Annotated in this window: 18 protein-coding genes; 13 read left to right on the top strand and 5 right to left on the bottom strand. The window is 38.2% G+C overall.

Going from position 1 to position 16,368, the window contains the following annotated elements:
• Nucleotides 1-277: 277 nt before the first annotated feature.
• The 4 genes from IAE20_RS05455 to IAE20_RS16760 all read right to left on the bottom strand — a co-directional run bounded on the left by IAE20_RS05455 (nucleotide 278) and on the right by IAE20_RS16760 (nucleotide 2,291).
• Nucleotides 278-955 carry a DUF421 domain-containing protein gene (locus IAE20_RS05455; RefSeq protein WP_200481400.1) on the bottom strand — a complete coding sequence of 226 codons (678 nt, stop codon included), beginning with the start codon at nucleotides 953-955 and terminating at the stop codon, nucleotides 278-280.
• 96 nt (nucleotides 956-1,051) lie between these two features.
• Nucleotides 1,052-1,372: a hypothetical protein gene (locus tag IAE20_RS05450; protein WP_200481399.1), complete on the bottom strand. Its 321-nt coding sequence runs from the start codon at nucleotides 1,370-1,372 to the stop codon at nucleotides 1,052-1,054.
• A gap of 95 nt (nucleotides 1,373-1,467) precedes the next feature.
• On the bottom strand, nucleotides 1,468-1,638 hold the full coding sequence (locus IAE20_RS05445; protein ID WP_200481398.1) for a hypothetical protein: 171 nt from the start codon (nucleotides 1,636-1,638) through the stop codon (nucleotides 1,468-1,470).
• 458 nt (nucleotides 1,639-2,096) lie between these two features.
• Entirely contained in the window at nucleotides 2,097-2,291 is a 195-nt protein-coding gene (locus tag IAE20_RS16760) for a CinA family protein (protein ID WP_265092574.1), read from the bottom strand.
• Between the two features lie 266 nt (nucleotides 2,292-2,557).
• On the opposite strand from IAE20_RS16760, the gene IAE20_RS05435 reads away from it, so the two are divergent.
• From IAE20_RS05435 to madM, 10 genes are all read left to right on the top strand, one after another.
• Nucleotides 2,558-3,967, top strand: coding sequence for an iron-containing redox enzyme family protein (locus IAE20_RS05435; protein ID WP_200481397.1), 1,410 nt, complete (start codon nucleotides 2,558-2,560; stop codon nucleotides 3,965-3,967).
• A gap of 338 nt (nucleotides 3,968-4,305) precedes the next feature.
• A complete protein-coding gene (gene mdcA / locus IAE20_RS05430) occupies nucleotides 4,306-5,985 on the top strand; it encodes a malonate decarboxylase subunit alpha (RefSeq protein WP_200459801.1) in 1,680 nt (559 codons plus the stop codon).
• Nucleotides 5,985-6,884 carry a triphosphoribosyl-dephospho-CoA synthase gene (locus IAE20_RS05425; RefSeq protein ID WP_200481396.1) on the top strand — a complete coding sequence of 300 codons (900 nt, stop codon included), beginning with the start codon at nucleotides 5,985-5,987 and terminating at the stop codon, nucleotides 6,882-6,884. The genes mdcA and IAE20_RS05425 overlap by 1 nt, the downstream gene beginning before the upstream one ends.
• Entirely contained in the window at nucleotides 6,872-7,171 is a 300-nt protein-coding gene (locus IAE20_RS05420) for a malonate decarboxylase subunit delta (RefSeq protein ID WP_200459799.1), read from the top strand. Before IAE20_RS05425 ends, IAE20_RS05420 begins: the two co-directional genes overlap by 13 nt.
• A complete protein-coding gene (locus IAE20_RS05415; protein WP_200481395.1) occupies nucleotides 7,164-8,015 on the top strand; it encodes a biotin-independent malonate decarboxylase subunit beta in 852 nt (283 codons plus the stop codon). Before IAE20_RS05420 ends, IAE20_RS05415 begins: the two co-directional genes overlap by 8 nt.
• The gene (mdcE, locus tag IAE20_RS05410; RefSeq protein ID WP_200481394.1) at nucleotides 8,012-8,839 is read left to right on the top strand and encodes a biotin-independent malonate decarboxylase subunit gamma; all 828 of its coding nucleotides are present in this window, start codon (nucleotides 8,012-8,014) and stop codon (nucleotides 8,837-8,839) included. Before IAE20_RS05415 ends, mdcE begins: the two co-directional genes overlap by 4 nt.
• Nucleotides 8,836-9,435, top strand: a complete 600-nt coding sequence (locus tag IAE20_RS05405) for a malonate decarboxylase holo-ACP synthase (protein WP_413784482.1) — start codon at nucleotides 8,836-8,838, stop codon at nucleotides 9,433-9,435. Before mdcE ends, IAE20_RS05405 begins: the two co-directional genes overlap by 4 nt.
• Nucleotides 9,436-9,447: 12 nt before the next feature.
• On the top strand, nucleotides 9,448-10,374 hold the full coding sequence (gene mdcH / locus IAE20_RS05400; protein ID WP_200481392.1) for a malonate decarboxylase subunit epsilon: 927 nt from the start codon (nucleotides 9,448-9,450) through the stop codon (nucleotides 10,372-10,374).
• Between the two features lie 49 nt (nucleotides 10,375-10,423).
• Entirely contained in the window at nucleotides 10,424-10,825 is a 402-nt protein-coding gene (gene madL / locus IAE20_RS05395; RefSeq protein ID WP_200481391.1) for a malonate transporter subunit MadL, read from the top strand.
• 30 nt (nucleotides 10,826-10,855) lie between these two features.
• Nucleotides 10,856-11,617, top strand: a complete 762-nt coding sequence (gene madM / locus IAE20_RS05390) for a malonate transporter subunit MadM (RefSeq protein ID WP_200481390.1) — start codon at nucleotides 10,856-10,858, stop codon at nucleotides 11,615-11,617.
• A 53-nt stretch (nucleotides 11,618-11,670) separates the two neighbouring features.
• Here the strand turns inward: madM and IAE20_RS05385 are convergent, their stop codons facing one another.
• The gene (locus IAE20_RS05385; RefSeq protein WP_200481389.1) at nucleotides 11,671-12,591 is read right to left on the bottom strand and encodes a LysR family transcriptional regulator; all 921 of its coding nucleotides are present in this window, start codon (nucleotides 12,589-12,591) and stop codon (nucleotides 11,671-11,673) included.
• Between the two features lie 764 nt (nucleotides 12,592-13,355).
• On the opposite strand from IAE20_RS05385, the gene IAE20_RS05380 reads away from it, so the two are divergent.
• From IAE20_RS05380 to IAE20_RS05370, 3 genes are read left to right on the top strand one after another with little or no spacing between them, the layout of a single operon-like run.
• A complete protein-coding gene (locus tag IAE20_RS05380; RefSeq protein WP_200459791.1) occupies nucleotides 13,356-14,414 on the top strand; it encodes an ABC transporter substrate-binding protein in 1,059 nt (352 codons plus the stop codon).
• A gap of 14 nt (nucleotides 14,415-14,428) precedes the next feature.
• Entirely contained in the window at nucleotides 14,429-15,139 is a 711-nt protein-coding gene (locus tag IAE20_RS05375) for a class II aldolase/adducin family protein (RefSeq protein ID WP_200481388.1), read from the top strand.
• 33 nt (nucleotides 15,140-15,172) lie between these two features.
• Nucleotides 15,173-16,366 carry an LLM class flavin-dependent oxidoreductase gene (locus IAE20_RS05370; RefSeq protein WP_200481387.1) on the top strand — a complete coding sequence of 398 codons (1,194 nt, stop codon included), beginning with the start codon at nucleotides 15,173-15,175 and terminating at the stop codon, nucleotides 16,364-16,366.
• The last annotated feature ends 2 nt before the right edge of the window (nucleotides 16,367-16,368 follow it).

Genomic DNA, 16,368 nt, shown 5'->3' with positions numbered 1-16,368 from the left:
TTATATTTAAGTGCCTTTAAAAAGAAGACAAAAGTTAGCATTACTTTTGTCTTCTTTTTAACAGAGGGAGTGCCGATTAAAAAAATAAGGAAAAAGAATTTATAATATTTTTCCGATATTGTAAGATTTTTTGTATTATTTAACTCGTATTTTAAATGATTACAATCAGCCCCCCGAATAGATGTAAAAGTTATCGCCAACTCCATATAATAGGAGTTAACAAATTATGGTTTAAATATTTAAAAATAATTAAGAAACTCTATAGCGTTAGTATCTATTAATTTATATGTGCCGTATTTAATGATTCTGCCCAGTCTTTACCTTTACATCGAGGACATTCATGATCTAAATGGATTAAACGTTGTGTCATTCCGCAATACATACACGAATAAAAAACATCGCTATCCAAATTTTTTGACTTTTTATAGTGATTGGGAAATATCGGCAGCCCCCATTTTGTTTCATCTTTGCCATAAAACAAAATACTTAGACACCCGTCAGTCTCCAATAGAGCCACTTTAATTTGCCCCAAATGTTCTACACTTTGCTGACGCATTTCAGCAAAGAATTCATCATGGGAATATTTTTCTTTGCGCATATCCTGGGTCACCATCAGACCGTTTTCAACAATACATAAAGGCTTACCTTCCAAAAAAATCTCAATTTTTTTACTTTTCATCATGGCCCAAGTTACAAGCCTGTATAGAATAATAATGGTACACATGACCACAAAAGCTTGAGCAATCGGTGCATCATCAATAAACATCGGGTCGCCCGCCGCGCTTCCAAGACTAAGAATAATTGCAATCTCGAAAATAGAGAGTTGTCTAATTCCCCTTTTTCCAGAAAGCTTTAAAAAAATCAGAATAAGCAGGAACATGACACAACATCGAATGATGATTTCCATAACAAGACCCCAAGTTGTGTCATGGAGAAAAATATCGATTAGATCCATCTGGGATACTCGTTCTTATAATAAATAGTTGATAATATTCTACGCAAAAAAATGAGCTTATGTTTTAAATAAGCTCATTTTATAGGATCACAGGTTTTATATTTTATCCCATGCATCTTTCATAGCTTGCTTGGCATGTTCCCATTTCAATCTTGACTCAGCTTTAAGTTCTTCCCAAGACTCTTTCAGATTACCTTCGACTTCTTCAAATCGTGTATCACGATTATACGCTGAACGTGCACGGCTACCCAGCTCATAGGCCTTTGAAAAATCTCGGTCATACTCTAAATCTTCGGTTTCAAGTTGCGCTTCCTGAAAATAGGGGCGAGTTTGATAATTTTCACGCCAGTGTTTATGAGAATCTGTGTCTAACTGTAAACCTTGAGCATTTTGATCCGTGGTCGGTTGATTAGCCATTATAATTCTCCAATAAGTTTCTTACTCTGGATGAAATTTAGGAGAATATTAATTTTATTCTCCTAAATATGCTTGAATTGAAAAATAATCAAATATTACTTTTGCTGATTATTTTGGTTAGATCCTTGCTGATTAACATCTTTTTGGTTAGACCCTTGTTGTTGACGGTTGTCATTTTGCTGTTGTTGCTGACGATTGTCATGGTTAGGATTTTTTTGCTGTTGATTATTACGTTCTTCATTACGTTGATTGTTGGTATTACTCATGATTCTACACCTTACTTTGGTTATAAATAATATCTGAGTAAATCAGATGATTTGATTAAAACATGTTTTATTTTAATTAATAGTGATAACCTGTTTCATTATATTTAAATGTAAAGAAGGGATTTTGGAAAATAAATAACTTTGAACGAGTTAAGGGTTTTAGAGGTTGAAAAATATAACAGTAGTTATATGAGTTGATAGAAAAGAAACATAAAAAAACATAAAGTGTTTTGCTTATTTATTAATTTTTTAATCATGCTTTTAGATATATTATTCAATAGTTTTTTTAATTTAATTCTAGGTTTTTTTAAATATGTGTTTGAAATGATGAAGTTTATTTTTATAACCTATGTAATAAAAAATTCAAATGGATTTTTCTTTAGTTTCTGATCATCTTGATTTAAGTAATCCTGTATAGGTAATATAAATATCAGATTTAAATATTTTTGTCTTTTTAATCATTTCTTCCGTAATTTCAATGGATTCAGCCCTATACTTTTTAAGAGACTGTGTGGAATGTTTAATATATTTTCTTTCATTTTAAGATCATAACAAACCAGACTTTCATGTAAAATGTTTTCTGAGAAATAACTTAATAACAATTGATAAGATAAATAGCCTGCTGAAGCACTTTCAATAAAGAAAATAGCCAATTTCCTTTGAGCCAGTAACCTACATAATTGTCCAAATATTAAGGTCTCAGAAGAATATTTCTTAACGTATTCATTATTTTAACGCGTATTATTTCAATAAGTAATTCAAAATATTAAAATGTAAGATAAGGTTTTTTTATTTAGTTGATAGATAAAAGGTTTTTAAATTTTTCTATTTCAACATTAACCTGATTTAACAAAATTTCGGTAGTAATAAGGGAGGAGTAACGTAAGGTAGTTTTATATTTTCAATTCGGAGAATGAAAATGCCTGTAGTTGTAAAAAAAACATTAGGGAATCTATTGCAGGATGAACATAAAAATTATTATGAATTGGTCTCTTTCTTTTTGGATAGCGATATTTCTAACTTAGAAAAAGAGAAAAAAGCAACTTATCTATTAAATGATGAACTTGATAAGATTCAGCTCAATAAAATTTCGTTACCTCATCATCCTCAAGACATTAAAGAATGGTATAAAAATGAAAATCAAATTGTGGGTCAATGTTATCAAGACTATTTAAATCGACGCAAAGCGGGCAGTGAGCGAGAATATTTTAAAAATGTGGGGCAGGCTTTTGAATTTCTGATCAAGGTGGCCCCTGTAAAAAAAGTTGATGGGTCATGGTTATACAGCCTTATGAAATATTGGAGTGATCCTGTTTTTCATGATCTGATTTTAATCTATCTGGAAGAATTAGGTTTAGGTCAAGCCAAAGCTAATCATGTATGTATCTATGATAATTTATTGCGCAAACTAGGACTGGAGGATTTTGAGCTTTTCCTTGAGGATGAATATTATCATCAACCTGCTATTCAATTGGCTCTAGCGTATGCACCGCCTGTATTTATCCCAGAAATTATTGGTTTTAATCTTGGTTATGAACAACTCCCATTACATCTTTTAATTACCAATTATGAACTAAAAGAGTTGGGTATCGATGCCAAATATTTTAACTTGCATATTACCATCGATAATTTAGACAATGGACATGCCCATAAATCTTTCAAAGTTTTTGAAAATATTTATAAAAAATATAAAGATAAAGAAGTTTTTATGGAAAAGGTCAAACGTGGTTATGCCCTAAATCAGCAAGGGATATCCTCCGTGCACATCATTAAAAATCTTAATTTAGAAAACTTAGTTCATGCAATCCTCAAACGTAAAGCATTGGTGGGGCAATGGGTACATAACGACCAGCAAGAGATTGGTTGTAAAACTATCAATCAGTGGCTGACAAATCCTCAGGAGATTGGCAGTTTTATTGATCAACTGGTAGAAAAAAAATGGATTAAATTGAATTGTAACCCAGAAGAAAGTGTGTTTTGGCGAATGATCAGTCATGCAGAGGGAAAAATGTATGGCGTATTTACCCCAGCAGAAAGACAGATTATTCATGACTGGATGGGGGGAGAACAACATGCATCAAAAATCTTACCTTATAAAAATAATTTGAGTAAAGCCGAGCCTCTACATGATTATCTATTTCGCCATGTGCTGGATGAGCAACTGCAAAACTTGCAGACTAAAGTTGACCAGACAGATCGTTTTGAGCTGAAGTTTTGTAAATTAACGCCTTTTCTGGCTCCTGAATTTCATCATCAAGGCATAGGTCTATGGAGTACCCGTAAATATGCTGAACTTTTATTTCCTTATTTAACGGTTTCAGTGCGTTAAATAAGTGTGCGATGGAGGATCGTATACTTCCTCGTAATTTACGTTTGATACAGAGCTTTGGTGTACATATTTTTCGCTTTAAATAAGAAGATGAAATTTAATAGTGTCGATAAACCTGACCTTAGGGAAGAGGCTAGATTAGAGGGACTTGGTAGCAAAAAATAGACGAATCATATAGAGGATTTAGTGAATTTCGCTGTTTTCAGTATTTGATAATAAAATAAATAACGATTCCATTATTAACTACAAGTTAATGAATGTGCATTTTGGTTGATTGATCCGAATACTAAAAAGGTTTTTGATAAGGAACGGATCAAGACATAACCAAGGAAAAGTACATGGAAGGTTCTGTTCAACATAAAGAGCGATTATGGACAACTCGTCGGCATAGTAAACAGCTTAAACTAGAAATGGCTCAGAAATATACAAATGGTGCTGTTATCCCGACTCAGGACATCATTAAGGTTTTGGAAGTCCTAATTGCTCCGGGAGATCGAGTCGTTTTAGAGGGCAATAATCAAAAACAAGCAGATTTTTTATCGCGCTCACTTGCTCAAGCTAACTCAGAGATTTTGCATGATTTGCATATGATTATGCCAAGTGTTGGTCGACCTGAACATTTGGATTTATTCGAAAATGGTATCGCACGAAAACTAGATTTCTCATTTGCTGGCACACAGAGTTTACGGATCAGCCAATTACTTGAAGATGGTTTGCTGGAGATTGGAGCAATCCATACGTATATCGAATTATATTCTCGTTTGTTGGTTGATCTTATTCCGAATGTCGTGCTGTCTGCTGGTTTTATGGCAGATCGTCAAGGCAATATCTATACAGGTCCAAGTACAGAAGACTCACCTGCACTCATTGAACCGGCTGCATTTAGCGATGGTATTGTGATTGTTCAGGTAAATGAACTGGTTGATGATGTTAAAGATTTACCGCGTGTCGATATCCCTGCTTCGTGGGTGGATTTCGTTGTGGTTGCTGATAAACCTTTTTATATCGAACCTTTATTTACCCGTGATCCAAAACATATCAAGCCTGTTCATGTGCTCATGGCGATGATGGCGATTCGCGGTATTTATGAAAAGCATCAGGTGCAATCACTCAATCACGGTATCGGTTTTAATACGGCAGCGATCGAACTTATTTTACCTACTTATGGGGAATCCTTGGGTTTAAAAGGGAAAATTTGTCGAAACTGGACACTAAACCCGCATCCTACTTTAATCCCTGCGATTGAAACAGGCTGGGTTGAAAGTGTGCATTGCTTTGGCACTGAATTGGGAATGGAAAAATATGTAGCTGCGCGTCCCGATGTGTTTTTCACGGGCAGAGATGGATCTTTACGTTCGAATCGAATGATGTGCCAACTCGCCGGTCAATATGCGGTTGATTTATTTATTGGTGCCACCCTACAGGTAGATGGTGATGGGCATTCCTCTACAGTCACTAAGGGACGTCTGGCGGGGTTTGGCGGTGCGCCCAATATGGGGCACGATCCACGAGGTCGCCGTCATGCTACACCAGCGTGGATGGATATGCGGATTGCTGGAAATACTGAAACTGATACTTATCTCGCGCGGGGTAAGAAACTGGTTGTACAAATGGTTGAAACCTATCAAGAAGGCGGAAAACCAACATTCGTTAAAACTTTAGATGCAGTGGATGTGGCCAAAAAAGCAGGAATGGATTTAGCACCCATTATGATTTATGGCGATGATGTGACCCACCTTCTTACAGAAGAAGGCATTGCCTATCTATATAAAGCCAGAAGCTTGGATGAACGTCGAGATATGATTGCTGCCGTTGCGGGTGTAACTGCTATTGGGCTCAATCATGATCCGAAGAAGACACAAAAATTGCGTCAGGAAGGGCTGGTGGTATTTCCTGAAGACTTGGGAATTCGACGTACGGATGCAACGCGTGAGCTTTTGGCTGCAAAAAATATTGCAGATCTAGTGACATGGTCAGATGGACTGTATCAGCCACCAGCCAAATTTCGGAGCTGGTAATGAATGCGATTTTTAAAAAGTCCCGTTTTGCTACGGCTGAACAGTTGGCTGATCTTGCAGTTCAGGCCTTGTTAGATGAAGTGAATTTGACACCCAAGCCAGCATTGGTTGATCGTCGTGGAAGTGGTGCTCATGATGATTTAAACCTTGAGTTGATGGAGCAATCTGCACACAGCCTATTTTCTATGTTTAAAGCGATGGCAGAAGCAGCGGAATTACATGGCGAAGTCTGTCAGGCACTTCGAGAAGATATTGGACAACTTGGCCGACATGGTGAAAAGCGTATGTTGCAAGTTACGCAAGGCGTGAACACTCATCGTGGAGCAATCTGGTCTATAGGGCTAGTGGTAACAGCAGCGGCTTTAAATATAGGCAATGATGAATCACATTTTATACAGAGAGTATGCACTTTAGCGGGTGAAATTGCTTCGATTGAAGATCGTTTTATTCCAAAGCAGACATTGAGCCATGGACAACTGGCACATCAGAAATTTGGTGTAAGTGGTGCTAAGGAGCAAGCACAGCAAGGATTTCCAGTTATTTTGAAATTTGGATTACCTCAATTAGTGCGTAGCCGTAATTTAAGAATGACAGACACCCAAGCTAATTTGAATGCATTACTTGCGATGATGACACAACTAACGGATACGTGTGTGATTCATCGGGCAGGACTTGATGGACTTTACGAAATGCAGCGTGGTGCTCAGGAGGTACTTGACCTAGGAGGATGTTCAACACATCAAGGGCAGCAACGATTTGAACAGTTGGAACAACGCTTACTCGCCATGCGAGCATCAGCTGGAGGTGCCGCAGATTTACTCGCGACACTGCTGTTCCTGGATCAGGCTGAACAATATAACGTCAAGGAATTACAGGGAAGATATCAATGGAAATATTAAATTTTGAATTTATGGCAAATCGACCGCCTCTAAAAATGACTCGTGTCGGTTGTGTCGGATCGGGTGATTTAGAGATTTTGATGCAACCAGGTATATCAGGAAAAACGACCATTCAGGTAATGACGTCTGTGGATGGTAGTGAGCAGCGTTGGAAAAATTTGTTTGAGCGTATTTTTTTAGAACAAAATGTCCCCGCAGTTCATATTGATATTCATGATTTTGGTGCAACCCCTGGTGTTGTTCGATTACGACTAGAGCAAGCATTTGAGGAAGTACAACATGGCTGATATTGATTATTTACTTAATAAGCAGAGCTTTATTGAACTTGATGCACGTGAACGTGCTAGATCTTTGTTAGATCAAGGTAGTTTTAAAGAACTGCTAGATCCTTTTGCCCAAGTAATGTCACCTTGGCTACCAAAACAAAATATTGTGCCACAGGCCGATGACGGTGTAGTGGTGATGAAAGGGCTGATCGAACAACAGCCTGTGGTGGTTATTTCAATTGAAGGTGTTTTTCAGGGCGGAAGTTTAGGAGAGGTCGGTGGTGCCAAAATCGCTGGTGCACTTGAGCTGGCGATTAAAGATAACCTTAATAATATTCCCACCAAAGCTGTTTTATTACTAGAAACTGGTGGAGTGCGTTTACAGGAAGCTAATTTGGGATTAGCTGCAATTGCGGAAATTCATTCTGCAATTGTTGAGTTAAGACAGTATCAGCCTGTAATTGGTTTGATTGCAGGGAGTGTTGGGTGCTTCGGAGGCATGTCAATTGCGGCAGGATTATGTAGTTATCTGATTATGACGCAGGAAGGCCGTTTAGGTTTGAATGGGCCGCAAGTGATTGAGCAAGAGGCAGGTATTGAAGAATATAATGCCAAAGATCGTCCATTTATCTGGAGTATTACCGGTGGTGAACAGCGCTTTGCTAGTAGTTTGATTGATGCTTATGTCGAGGATGACCGTGATCAAATTAGAGGGCGGGTAACTGAATACATCCATCTAGGGCTCCCTCCGATTCAGCGTAGTACTCAGGCCGAATTTTATTTATCCAAATTGGCTCAGGTTGACACCACACAGCAAATTTTACCGGTTGAGGTTCGAGCATTGTATCAAGGAGATCAGTCGTGAATATGGACGTAAATAACCTTAAAAATTCGATAAGAGGCAAACACTGGTTTCATGCCTTGACCCAAAATTTTGAAGCAGTTGATAGTGGTATAGACTCTTTGCTTATTGCTACTGGGCAATTGCAGGCGGAACCATTAAGCATATTTTGTGTTATTGAGGATCATCATAATCATTTCCCACGTGCAAATAGAGGGGAAGTAGGTTTGTTGGAAGGGTGGTCACTTGCTCAGGCTGTAGATAAGGTGATTCAGGCAGATCAAAACCTTGTAAAAAAGCGTGGCATTCTTTGTATTGTGGATGTACCTAGTCAGGCCTATGGACGTCGTGAAGAACTGCTAGGCATTCATCAGGCTTTAGCTGGTGCTGTGGATAGTTATGTACGTGCCAGACTTGCGGGACATCCCATCGTGAGTTTACTGGTCGGCAAAGCAATGTCTGGTGCATTTTTGGCTCATGGTTATCAGGCGAATCGTGTTCTTGCATTAAAAGATCAGAGCGTGATGGTACATGCTATGGGTAAGGAATCTGCGGCACGCGTAACGTTAAGAACAATTGATGAACTTGAAAAATTAGCAGCCAGTATTCCACCAATGGCGTATGACATTGAAAGCTATAACTCATTAGGATTGTTGACAGATTTGCTTGAAGTAAGTGATCCAGATGATCCTACAGCTTTAGATATTGATTATATCCAGCAGGTATTGATTCACACTTTTGAAGATATTCGTCAACAAGGTAAACATGATCTTAAGCATCGTTTGAGTGCAGAAAATCGTAGCGCATCTCGACATGTTCGTGAACTTTTACATGAGCAATGGCTATGATTTCTTTGCAGCCACATGATTTGCTGTGGGGCATGACATCGGAAATATTATCTGATGATGCACCTCAATGGGTGATTGATACTGTAAATGATTATAGTCCCGTTGTCGTAAGAAGGGCTGAATCTTGGAACAATATGATCCCTGTCGGCATACGTGGTAAACAACGTAATCAACGTTTTGCGCTACAAATGCCTGTTGCCATGATTAAAAAGTGTGTAAAGCCTGAAAGTTTAATCGAAAGGGATTTGAATGTATTTCCGCATCTTCGAGCGAAATTAGCAAATATTTATCCGCTTATGCAAAGTCTAAATTTGCCTTGGGGATATACGGGTAGTGTGGGTTTTGAATTGGCAACAGGATTGAGAACTGTTACAGAAAATAGTGATATTGACCTATTGATTCGCGTTAGAAAAGCCATGTCAAAAACCGATGCCCAAGACATTTTGCTACGACTTGATTCATTGGAGATGAAGCTTGATATACAGCTGCAAACACCTGCTGGAGGAGTTGCACTCAAAGAATGGGCTACCACAACAGGCAAAGTTCTCCTAAAACGCAATGATAATGCCGTTTTGGTTGAAAATCCGTGGTGTTAAAGGAGGCGTGATATGAGCTCGATATGGGTATATCCAGGACAAGGTGCGCAAAGGATCAATATGTTGCATGAATTTCCTAAGCATCACTTGGTCAAGCAATATCTTGAACATGCTTCTGATATTTTAAAAACAGATGTGATGTTACTGGATCAGGCTGAGATGTTGAAGTCAACTTATTCAGTTCAGTTGTGCCTGTATTTGGCTGGTGTAATTAGTTCTGCATTATTACAAGCACATGGATTAAAACCAAAAATTGTTGCGGGTTTATCTATAGGTGCTTGGGCAGCAGCAACTGTAGCAAATGTAATGAGCTTTGAAGATGGTTTACGTTTAGTGGCAAAACGCGGTCAACTTATGCAGGAAGCATACCCAAGTGGCTATGGTATGACTGCGATTTTAGGAACTGATCGAACACAGGTGGAGCAGTGGATTACCCAGATTGATGAGCATACCAATGTATTTATTGCAAATCTGAATGCTGAAAATCAAGTGGTTATTTCTGGCTCGGTACAGGCCATGCAAAAGTTAGTAGCGACTGCTCATGAAGCTGGAGCAACTGCTAAGAAGATTGAGATCAGTGTGCCATCACATTGTGTATTGCTAGAAAAGCAAGCACAGCAACTCGCTTGCTTTATGGAGGGAATACCAACTAAACAACCAACGATTCAATATTTAAGTGGCACATCCGCACGCTTACTCAAAACAGATACGCAGATTGTGGATGATTTGGCGTTCAATATGAGTCGGGTGGTTGACTGGCACAATATGGTTCAGGCAGCTTGGGAACGAGGTGTCCGTTTACAGATAGAGGCTTTCCCAGGAACAATACTCACAGGTTTAGCGAGAAAAGTATTTAAAGAAGGAACGCTTTTATCGTTTCAGAATACACAACTTGAAAGTCTGATTATTGCAATGCAAAAGCAAGAGAATTTTGTATAGATCAATATCAGAAAGAATCATGACACTCAAAGGATAGAGGAAATTTACAATGATTATCTATGGAACAGCAATTTTAGCGATTTGTCATTTATTAGGTGATTACTTGGGTAATACACTTGGAATGTTTTTAGGCGTTAAAGCAAATGTAGGTGGAGTAGCTATCTCAATGATTTTGCTAATTTTATCTAAAGAATTATTAGCAAAAAAAGGTTATCTTCCTCAAGTCACCCAATTTGGAATTTTATATTGGTCAGGCATGTATATTCCAATTGTAGTTGCGATGTCTGCTGGCCAAAATGTCGTTGCCGCGCTTTCAGGCGGAGTCCTAGGCATTATTGTATCTGTGGCTTCACTTGTTGGAACTGTTCTTGTGATCCGATACTTAAATCGTTTAAGCGGTGATTATGAAACATATCAATGGTCTTTAGAAACACCAGAGAAAACTGCATAAGACATTACAATAATATATGGAGATTTAAAAATGGATAATTTGTTTCTTGTACTAAGTAAAAATGCACTTGTAACAGCACTTGCTGTTACGGGACTGATGATGTTTGTTTCACATTTACTATCTAAATATTTAACGAAAGGTAAATTACAAAGCTCAGCAATCGCAATTACATTAGGATTAGTTGTTGCCTATTTTGCTGGAGTTTATACACACGGTACGAAAGGAATCTCTGATATTGCCATTTTTTCAGGATTTGCGCTGTTGGGCGGCGCAATGATTCGAGATTTAGCAATTGCTTCTACGGCGTTTGAAGTGGATGTTAAAGAAGTAAAAAAGGCAGGGAAAATTGGATTAGTTGCATTGTTATTAGGTTGCATTGTACCTTTTGTAATTGGCGTGGTGGTTGCATGGTGTCTTGGTTATAAAGATCCTATTTCAATGACAACTATTGGTGCAGGAGCAATGACTTATATTGTTGGTCCAATTACTGGAACAGCAATTGGGGCGAGTTCAGATGTAATTGCATTATCAATTGCAATCGGTTTGATTAAATCTGTATTTTTTATGATTGGCACTCCTCTTTTAGCTAAGTTTATGTATTTGAAGAGTCCTAGATCCGCTATGGTTTTTGGCGGTTTGGCTGGTACCACAAGTGGTACTGCTGCGGGATTGGCTGGTACAGATGTGCGACTGGTTCCATATGGCGCTTTGGTTGCTACTTTTTATACTGGATTAGGATGTTTGTTAGGACCCTCCGTATTTTTTCTTACGGTCAATGCCATTTTCGGATAAGTTTTAATTATTAAGATACTTGTGGGTAACAGATAAAATCCGTTGCCCCAAATCTACATTTCAAGATACTCCTTGGCAAACATTCTGCACTCCGCAATCAATGCCAATAAATTAGGATCTCTTTCCTTACTTTTTAAAAAAACCAGCCCAATTTCCTGCTTAATTTGATAAGGCTTTTGTAACGGTATTAATTTGACAGAGCTTTCATAAATACTCGAAATACGTCCTGGTAGCAATGCTAATCCTACTCCTGTACTGACCATACTAATCAAAGTGAAAATATCACTTACTTGTAAAAACACTTTGGGATCGATTCCAGCTTTCTCGAAAACAATATCACTATCATTACGCGTTGCAAAACCTTTAGATAGTGTTAAAAAGGTTTCATCTTTAAGTATACTTAAATCAACTTCATGCAGTTTCGCGATTGGTGAGTGTGTGTTGACTGCAAGATAAATGCTATCTTGAAACATGGGTAGACTCTCAAAGTCTGAATCTTGAGTGGTTTCATTTAACGCTACAATAATCGCATCTAATTCGGTAGACTTCAATTTTTTGACAAGATCTAAATTGGAACTAAGCAGCAACTGAATATCGAGTTCCCCACGTCTTAGTTTTAATCGACTGATCACATTTGGAAGAGTATTCACTGTAAGTGAATATAGAGAACCCAAATTGAGCACCTTAGCCGCAAAACCTGCGGCCTCACGGGTTTTATTCACAGTTGTCACAATATCCTGTACAAGTTTATGCGCATGTTCCTGTAGAACATAAGCACTTTTGAGGGGAATCAGATTTCTACCTTCATGTTTGAATAAAGGGCACCTTAGCGCACTTTCCAGTGAATGCAATGCTTTATGAACACTGACATTACTGATTTGCATTTCTCCAGCAGTTTTGGACAGATTTCCATTTCGCATAAAAGCTAAAAAAATCTGAATTTTTTTTAAAGTTAATTCTTCATCAATTTCCATTTTAACGTTTATCCATTTTTGAAAGTGTTAAAGATTTAATCCTTGTATAGATAAGAATATATCTATTGATTTTCTATTAACTGAAAATCTTTAAATTGTGGCTTCTTAGCATCAGCTTGATCACAAAACTTGGCAAAACAATAAAGTTTAATCGATTGTATGAAGTTTTAATTTGTTGATAAATTAACCCTAAGTGGTATCTACTGAAAAATTGAGTATCAAATTGAAATCTAACATATTTTACTAAGTTTTTAAATAAGCTATTGTTTTTACAAGTGCTTATTTTCTTATCTGTGCCTTTGTTCTACGCTCCATAAAATTTTTGGATTGGAATAAAACTATCCTACGCAAGACTGCTCTCAAAGATCCAATCATTTGACTCATGTACATCATTTTCAGAAAGGATTGCAGCAGTTAGCTCACGTTTTAAATTGAAAAAAGCAAAAGGTTTAAAACGAATACTTGGATTTAAACGGGTAAAGATGAGCGTTTTTAACTCGTTTCTTTTGATGAATACAAAATTGTCGAATTGGATAAGGATGAAGGGTTTATAGGCTTTATATACGAACTGTTTTTCAGTGAATAAGGCAGACTTTCTTTTTAGATGTTGTAAAAACAACACTGATTTTTAAAAATGATGAAATATAAACAATAAATTGATCTCTGTTTTTGATTAAGTTTATGAAAAATATAAGAAATAAAGTTTGGCATAAAAGATGCTCTATACAAGTGATATGAAATTGGAAATATCCTAAGGAATACCTATGTCACTTGTTGTCGATAAAAAAGAAGATTCTAAAGAGATCATTAAGAGCGCGCTGTCTGAAATATGGGTCACTCGATGTCCAGTCCCAACCGCAACCGGCATTTCATTAAAGCGTGGTACTTTGATTGAAAAGTTTAAGCAACATCGGATTGATGTGGCTGTACTGCAGGATGCTCGTAAGGGATTATCTATTCATCACTTTGATCATCAGCTTCCTGCATTATTTCGTGAAGGAGGCAATGTGCCGGCATTGGCTGCTCGTTCAGAGGGTGCGCCAAGTCGCCTAATTGGTCTGACGTGGATTGATGAGTGGCAAGTCATTATTGTTCGACCTGATTCGCAGATTAGCCAGCCAGAACACTTAAAAAACGTAAAAATTGCTTTACCAGAATATGCCGATAAACGTGCTGGTAGTATTTTCAGGGCAATGTCATTACAGGGTGTTCGAGGTGCGTTGCAACTTGCTAATTTAACCTTCCGCGACGTTAATTTTGTTGAAGTTCCTGAAAGAGCTGAATCTAAACAAGATCGTGATGCCAGTGCTTATTGGTCAGGTCTGGATGCCTTAATTACGGGTGAAGTGGATGCTGTTTATGTTAAAGGTGCATCTGCTGTTGAGGCTGCAACCAAACGTGGTCTAAAAGTGGGGATTGATCTGGATCAATTTGCAGATGTGACTTCACGTGTAAACAATGGAACCCCTCGACCAATCACTGTGCATCAGGATTTATTAGAAGATCACTTTGATGTGGTGGTTGATTTTCTGGAAGAACTATTTGATACCGCAGATTGGGCGCAAGATCATTTGGATGAGGTGTTGGTGATTCTTGAAGATGAGACTATTGCTGGAGCAGAAAGTGTTGCCACGGCTTATCGTAATAATTTCCATAAATCGTTACATCCCTCATTAAGCGAAGAACGTTTAGAGCTTTTAAAACAACAAAAAGACTTTCTCTGGCTACATGGTTTCTTGGAAAAAGATGTCGATCTCAATGCATGGGTAGATCACCGACCTTTACAAGAAGTCCTTAAGCGCCGTCAAAATAAACAATTTTAAAGAGGATATTGAACATGACTACTCTTATACAAACTCCACTTTCTACTGAATTAACTCATTTTATCGAACAGCACCGTGAAATTGCTGAATTTGCATTTGATGTATTTCGTGAAACAGGCACGATCACGGCAAATGGAACAGTCAATTTTGTTGAACGTGCGCCTGAAAACACCTTGGTAACTTTTAACTATGCCGGCCCTTGGTCTAGAGATAAAAAAAGTAAAGTGGTTGTGGAAACACTTGATGGCGAAGTTCTATTGGGACGAAAAGGGGCGGGTGGGCGCTACAACAAACTTTTTCGTGAACATAGCGACGTTACGACGATATCTCATGTACATGCTCCTAATTTAGGTGCTTGGGCGCAAACACATCGTACGTTACCGCTTCGTTATGTGCCTGTTCAACGCTTCCATTTATTTAAAGAGTTGCCGATTTATATTGATCGTCGTCAGGCGGAAGTTGATTTTATTTTGGATCAACTCAACGTTGATATTGAATATCGCGCGATCTTAGAAGCCAATGGCGGTGCAACGGTATGGGGGCGACAAGGTTTGCAAGAGACAGCTGAATTTATCCTTTTACTTGAAGAGGGAGCTCAGATTCAGCTCTTGGCTGAATTGGCCGGTGGAAGTCGAGAATACGGGCAGGGTGTTTTACAACAGCAGTGGCGAATGAGTGGCTTAACCGATAAAGCGAAGTCGCTTGGATTACTTCCCCTTCATTAGAAATATGATTTGAAAATAAATATAGAGAACACTATGGCTGTAAAACTTTTATGGTATCTCACATCTCCCGATGGGCCCTATCCTTGGTTAGAGTCTGGTCGTTGGGATACCGATTATGAACATTTGCAACAAATTGCAATTACCGCAGATCGTCTTGGTTTTTACGGTTCATTAATGGGGACAAGCGAGTATGAAACATTGGCTGTTGCTGCGAGTCTAATTCCATTTACTGAACGTTTGAAATTTTTGGTTGCTCAGCATCCAGGTGAAGTCCAACCAGCAGTTTTAGCAAAGTACGCACAAACTTTTGATGCATTTTCTAAAGGGCGTTTGTTGTTTAATGTGGTCAATGGCAATGATAAGGGGTTGGCTGCTTTAGGAATCCATTACTCCCATGATGAACGTTATAACTTTAGTAAAGAATATTGGACTGCTTTTCAGCAAAACTACTTAGGAAATAAGGCTGGCTTTCAGGGGGAGTTTATCCAGATTTCTCCACGTCAGGAGGGCAGTTCGCCAATGTCAACTTGGCATGGCCCAACACAAAAACAGGGTGTGCCGCTTTGGGGAGCTGGAACCTCTGCAAAAGGTGTTCAGCATTCGGTTGAACTGCTGGATGTGTATCTAAGCTTTGCAAATACACCGCCATTATTAGGTGAAAAATTTCAAAAAGTTGCTTCTGAGGCTGCAAAAATTAATCGTAATTTAGAGTTTGGCACCCGATTGCAAATTATTGTTCGGGAAACAGAAGAAGAGGCTTGGCAGTATGCTCAATCCTTACTTGATAAAATTGATGTTAGCTATGCAATTGAAGCAGTAAAACGCCAATTGCCACCGCATGAGACGTTGGAAACTTATCAAAGTACCAATCCAATTGTCCAAAGAAATCTGGAATTGTTGCGTCAGGGTATTTTACCGCAAGCTAAAGATTTTGAAATTTATCCTAATGTATGGACTGGGCCATCTTTATTTGGTTTCGATATTTTAAGCCCAGCCGCCGGTACTGCTTTAGTTGGTAGTGCGGAAAATATTGCTAAACGAATTAAAGAATATGAAAGCTACGGTGTATCAGCATTCATCCTATCGGGTTTCCCTTTAATTGGGGAAGCTTATCGTGTGGCAGATTTACTCTTTCCTCTCCTTGAGCTTGATCATGGGTTTGAGTTACCCAAGTTGAATCAACACGTATCTGTTGGTTCTGTGTTGAATCAAGACGTCGTGATTTAAGA

It is taken from the genome of Acinetobacter sp. S54 (genome assembly GCF_016624945.1).
In the GTDB taxonomy this organism is placed as follows: domain Bacteria; phylum Pseudomonadota; class Gammaproteobacteria; order Pseudomonadales; family Moraxellaceae; genus Acinetobacter.
Note: the sequence above shows the minus strand (reverse complement) of the source record. Positions and strands in the feature narration are given on the sequence as shown.

What these genes read in the sequence shown, in the direction of transcription:
- IAE20_RS05455 (WP_200481400.1), bottom strand. Translation starts at nt 955, where the DNA reads ATGGATCTAATCGATATTTTTCTCCATGACACAACTTGGGGTCTTGTT.
- IAE20_RS05450 (WP_200481399.1), bottom strand. Translation starts at nt 1,372, where the DNA reads ATGGCTAATCAACCGACCACGGATCAAAATGCTCAAGGTTTACAGTTA.
- IAE20_RS05445 (WP_200481398.1), bottom strand. Translation starts at nt 1,638, where the DNA reads ATGAGTAATACCAACAATCAACGTAATGAAGAACGTAATAATCAACAG.
- IAE20_RS05435 (WP_200481397.1), top strand. Translation starts at nt 2,558, where the DNA reads ATGCCTGTAGTTGTAAAAAAAACATTAGGGAATCTATTGCAGGATGAA.
- mdcA (WP_200459801.1), top strand. Translation starts at nt 4,306, where the DNA reads ATGGAAGGTTCTGTTCAACATAAAGAGCGATTATGGACAACTCGTCGG.
- IAE20_RS05425 (WP_200481396.1), top strand. Translation starts at nt 5,985, where the DNA reads ATGAATGCGATTTTTAAAAAGTCCCGTTTTGCTACGGCTGAACAGTTG.
- IAE20_RS05420 (WP_200459799.1), top strand. Translation starts at nt 6,872, where the DNA reads ATGGAAATATTAAATTTTGAATTTATGGCAAATCGACCGCCTCTAAAA.
- IAE20_RS05415 (WP_200481395.1), top strand. Translation starts at nt 7,164, where the DNA reads ATGGCTGATATTGATTATTTACTTAATAAGCAGAGCTTTATTGAACTT.
- IAE20_RS05405 (WP_413784482.1), top strand. Translation starts at nt 8,836, where the DNA reads ATGATTTCTTTGCAGCCACATGATTTGCTGTGGGGCATGACATCGGAA.
- mdcH (WP_200481392.1), top strand. Translation starts at nt 9,448, where the DNA reads ATGAGCTCGATATGGGTATATCCAGGACAAGGTGCGCAAAGGATCAAT.
- madL (WP_200481391.1), top strand. Translation starts at nt 10,424, where the DNA reads ATGATTATCTATGGAACAGCAATTTTAGCGATTTGTCATTTATTAGGT.
- madM (WP_200481390.1), top strand. Translation starts at nt 10,856, where the DNA reads ATGGATAATTTGTTTCTTGTACTAAGTAAAAATGCACTTGTAACAGCA.
- IAE20_RS05385 (WP_200481389.1), bottom strand. Translation starts at nt 12,591, where the DNA reads ATGGAAATTGATGAAGAATTAACTTTAAAAAAAATTCAGATTTTTTTA.
- IAE20_RS05380 (WP_200459791.1), top strand. Translation starts at nt 13,356, where the DNA reads ATGTCACTTGTTGTCGATAAAAAAGAAGATTCTAAAGAGATCATTAAG.
- IAE20_RS05375 (WP_200481388.1), top strand. Translation starts at nt 14,429, where the DNA reads ATGACTACTCTTATACAAACTCCACTTTCTACTGAATTAACTCATTTT.
- IAE20_RS05370 (WP_200481387.1), top strand. Translation starts at nt 15,173, where the DNA reads ATGGCTGTAAAACTTTTATGGTATCTCACATCTCCCGATGGGCCCTAT.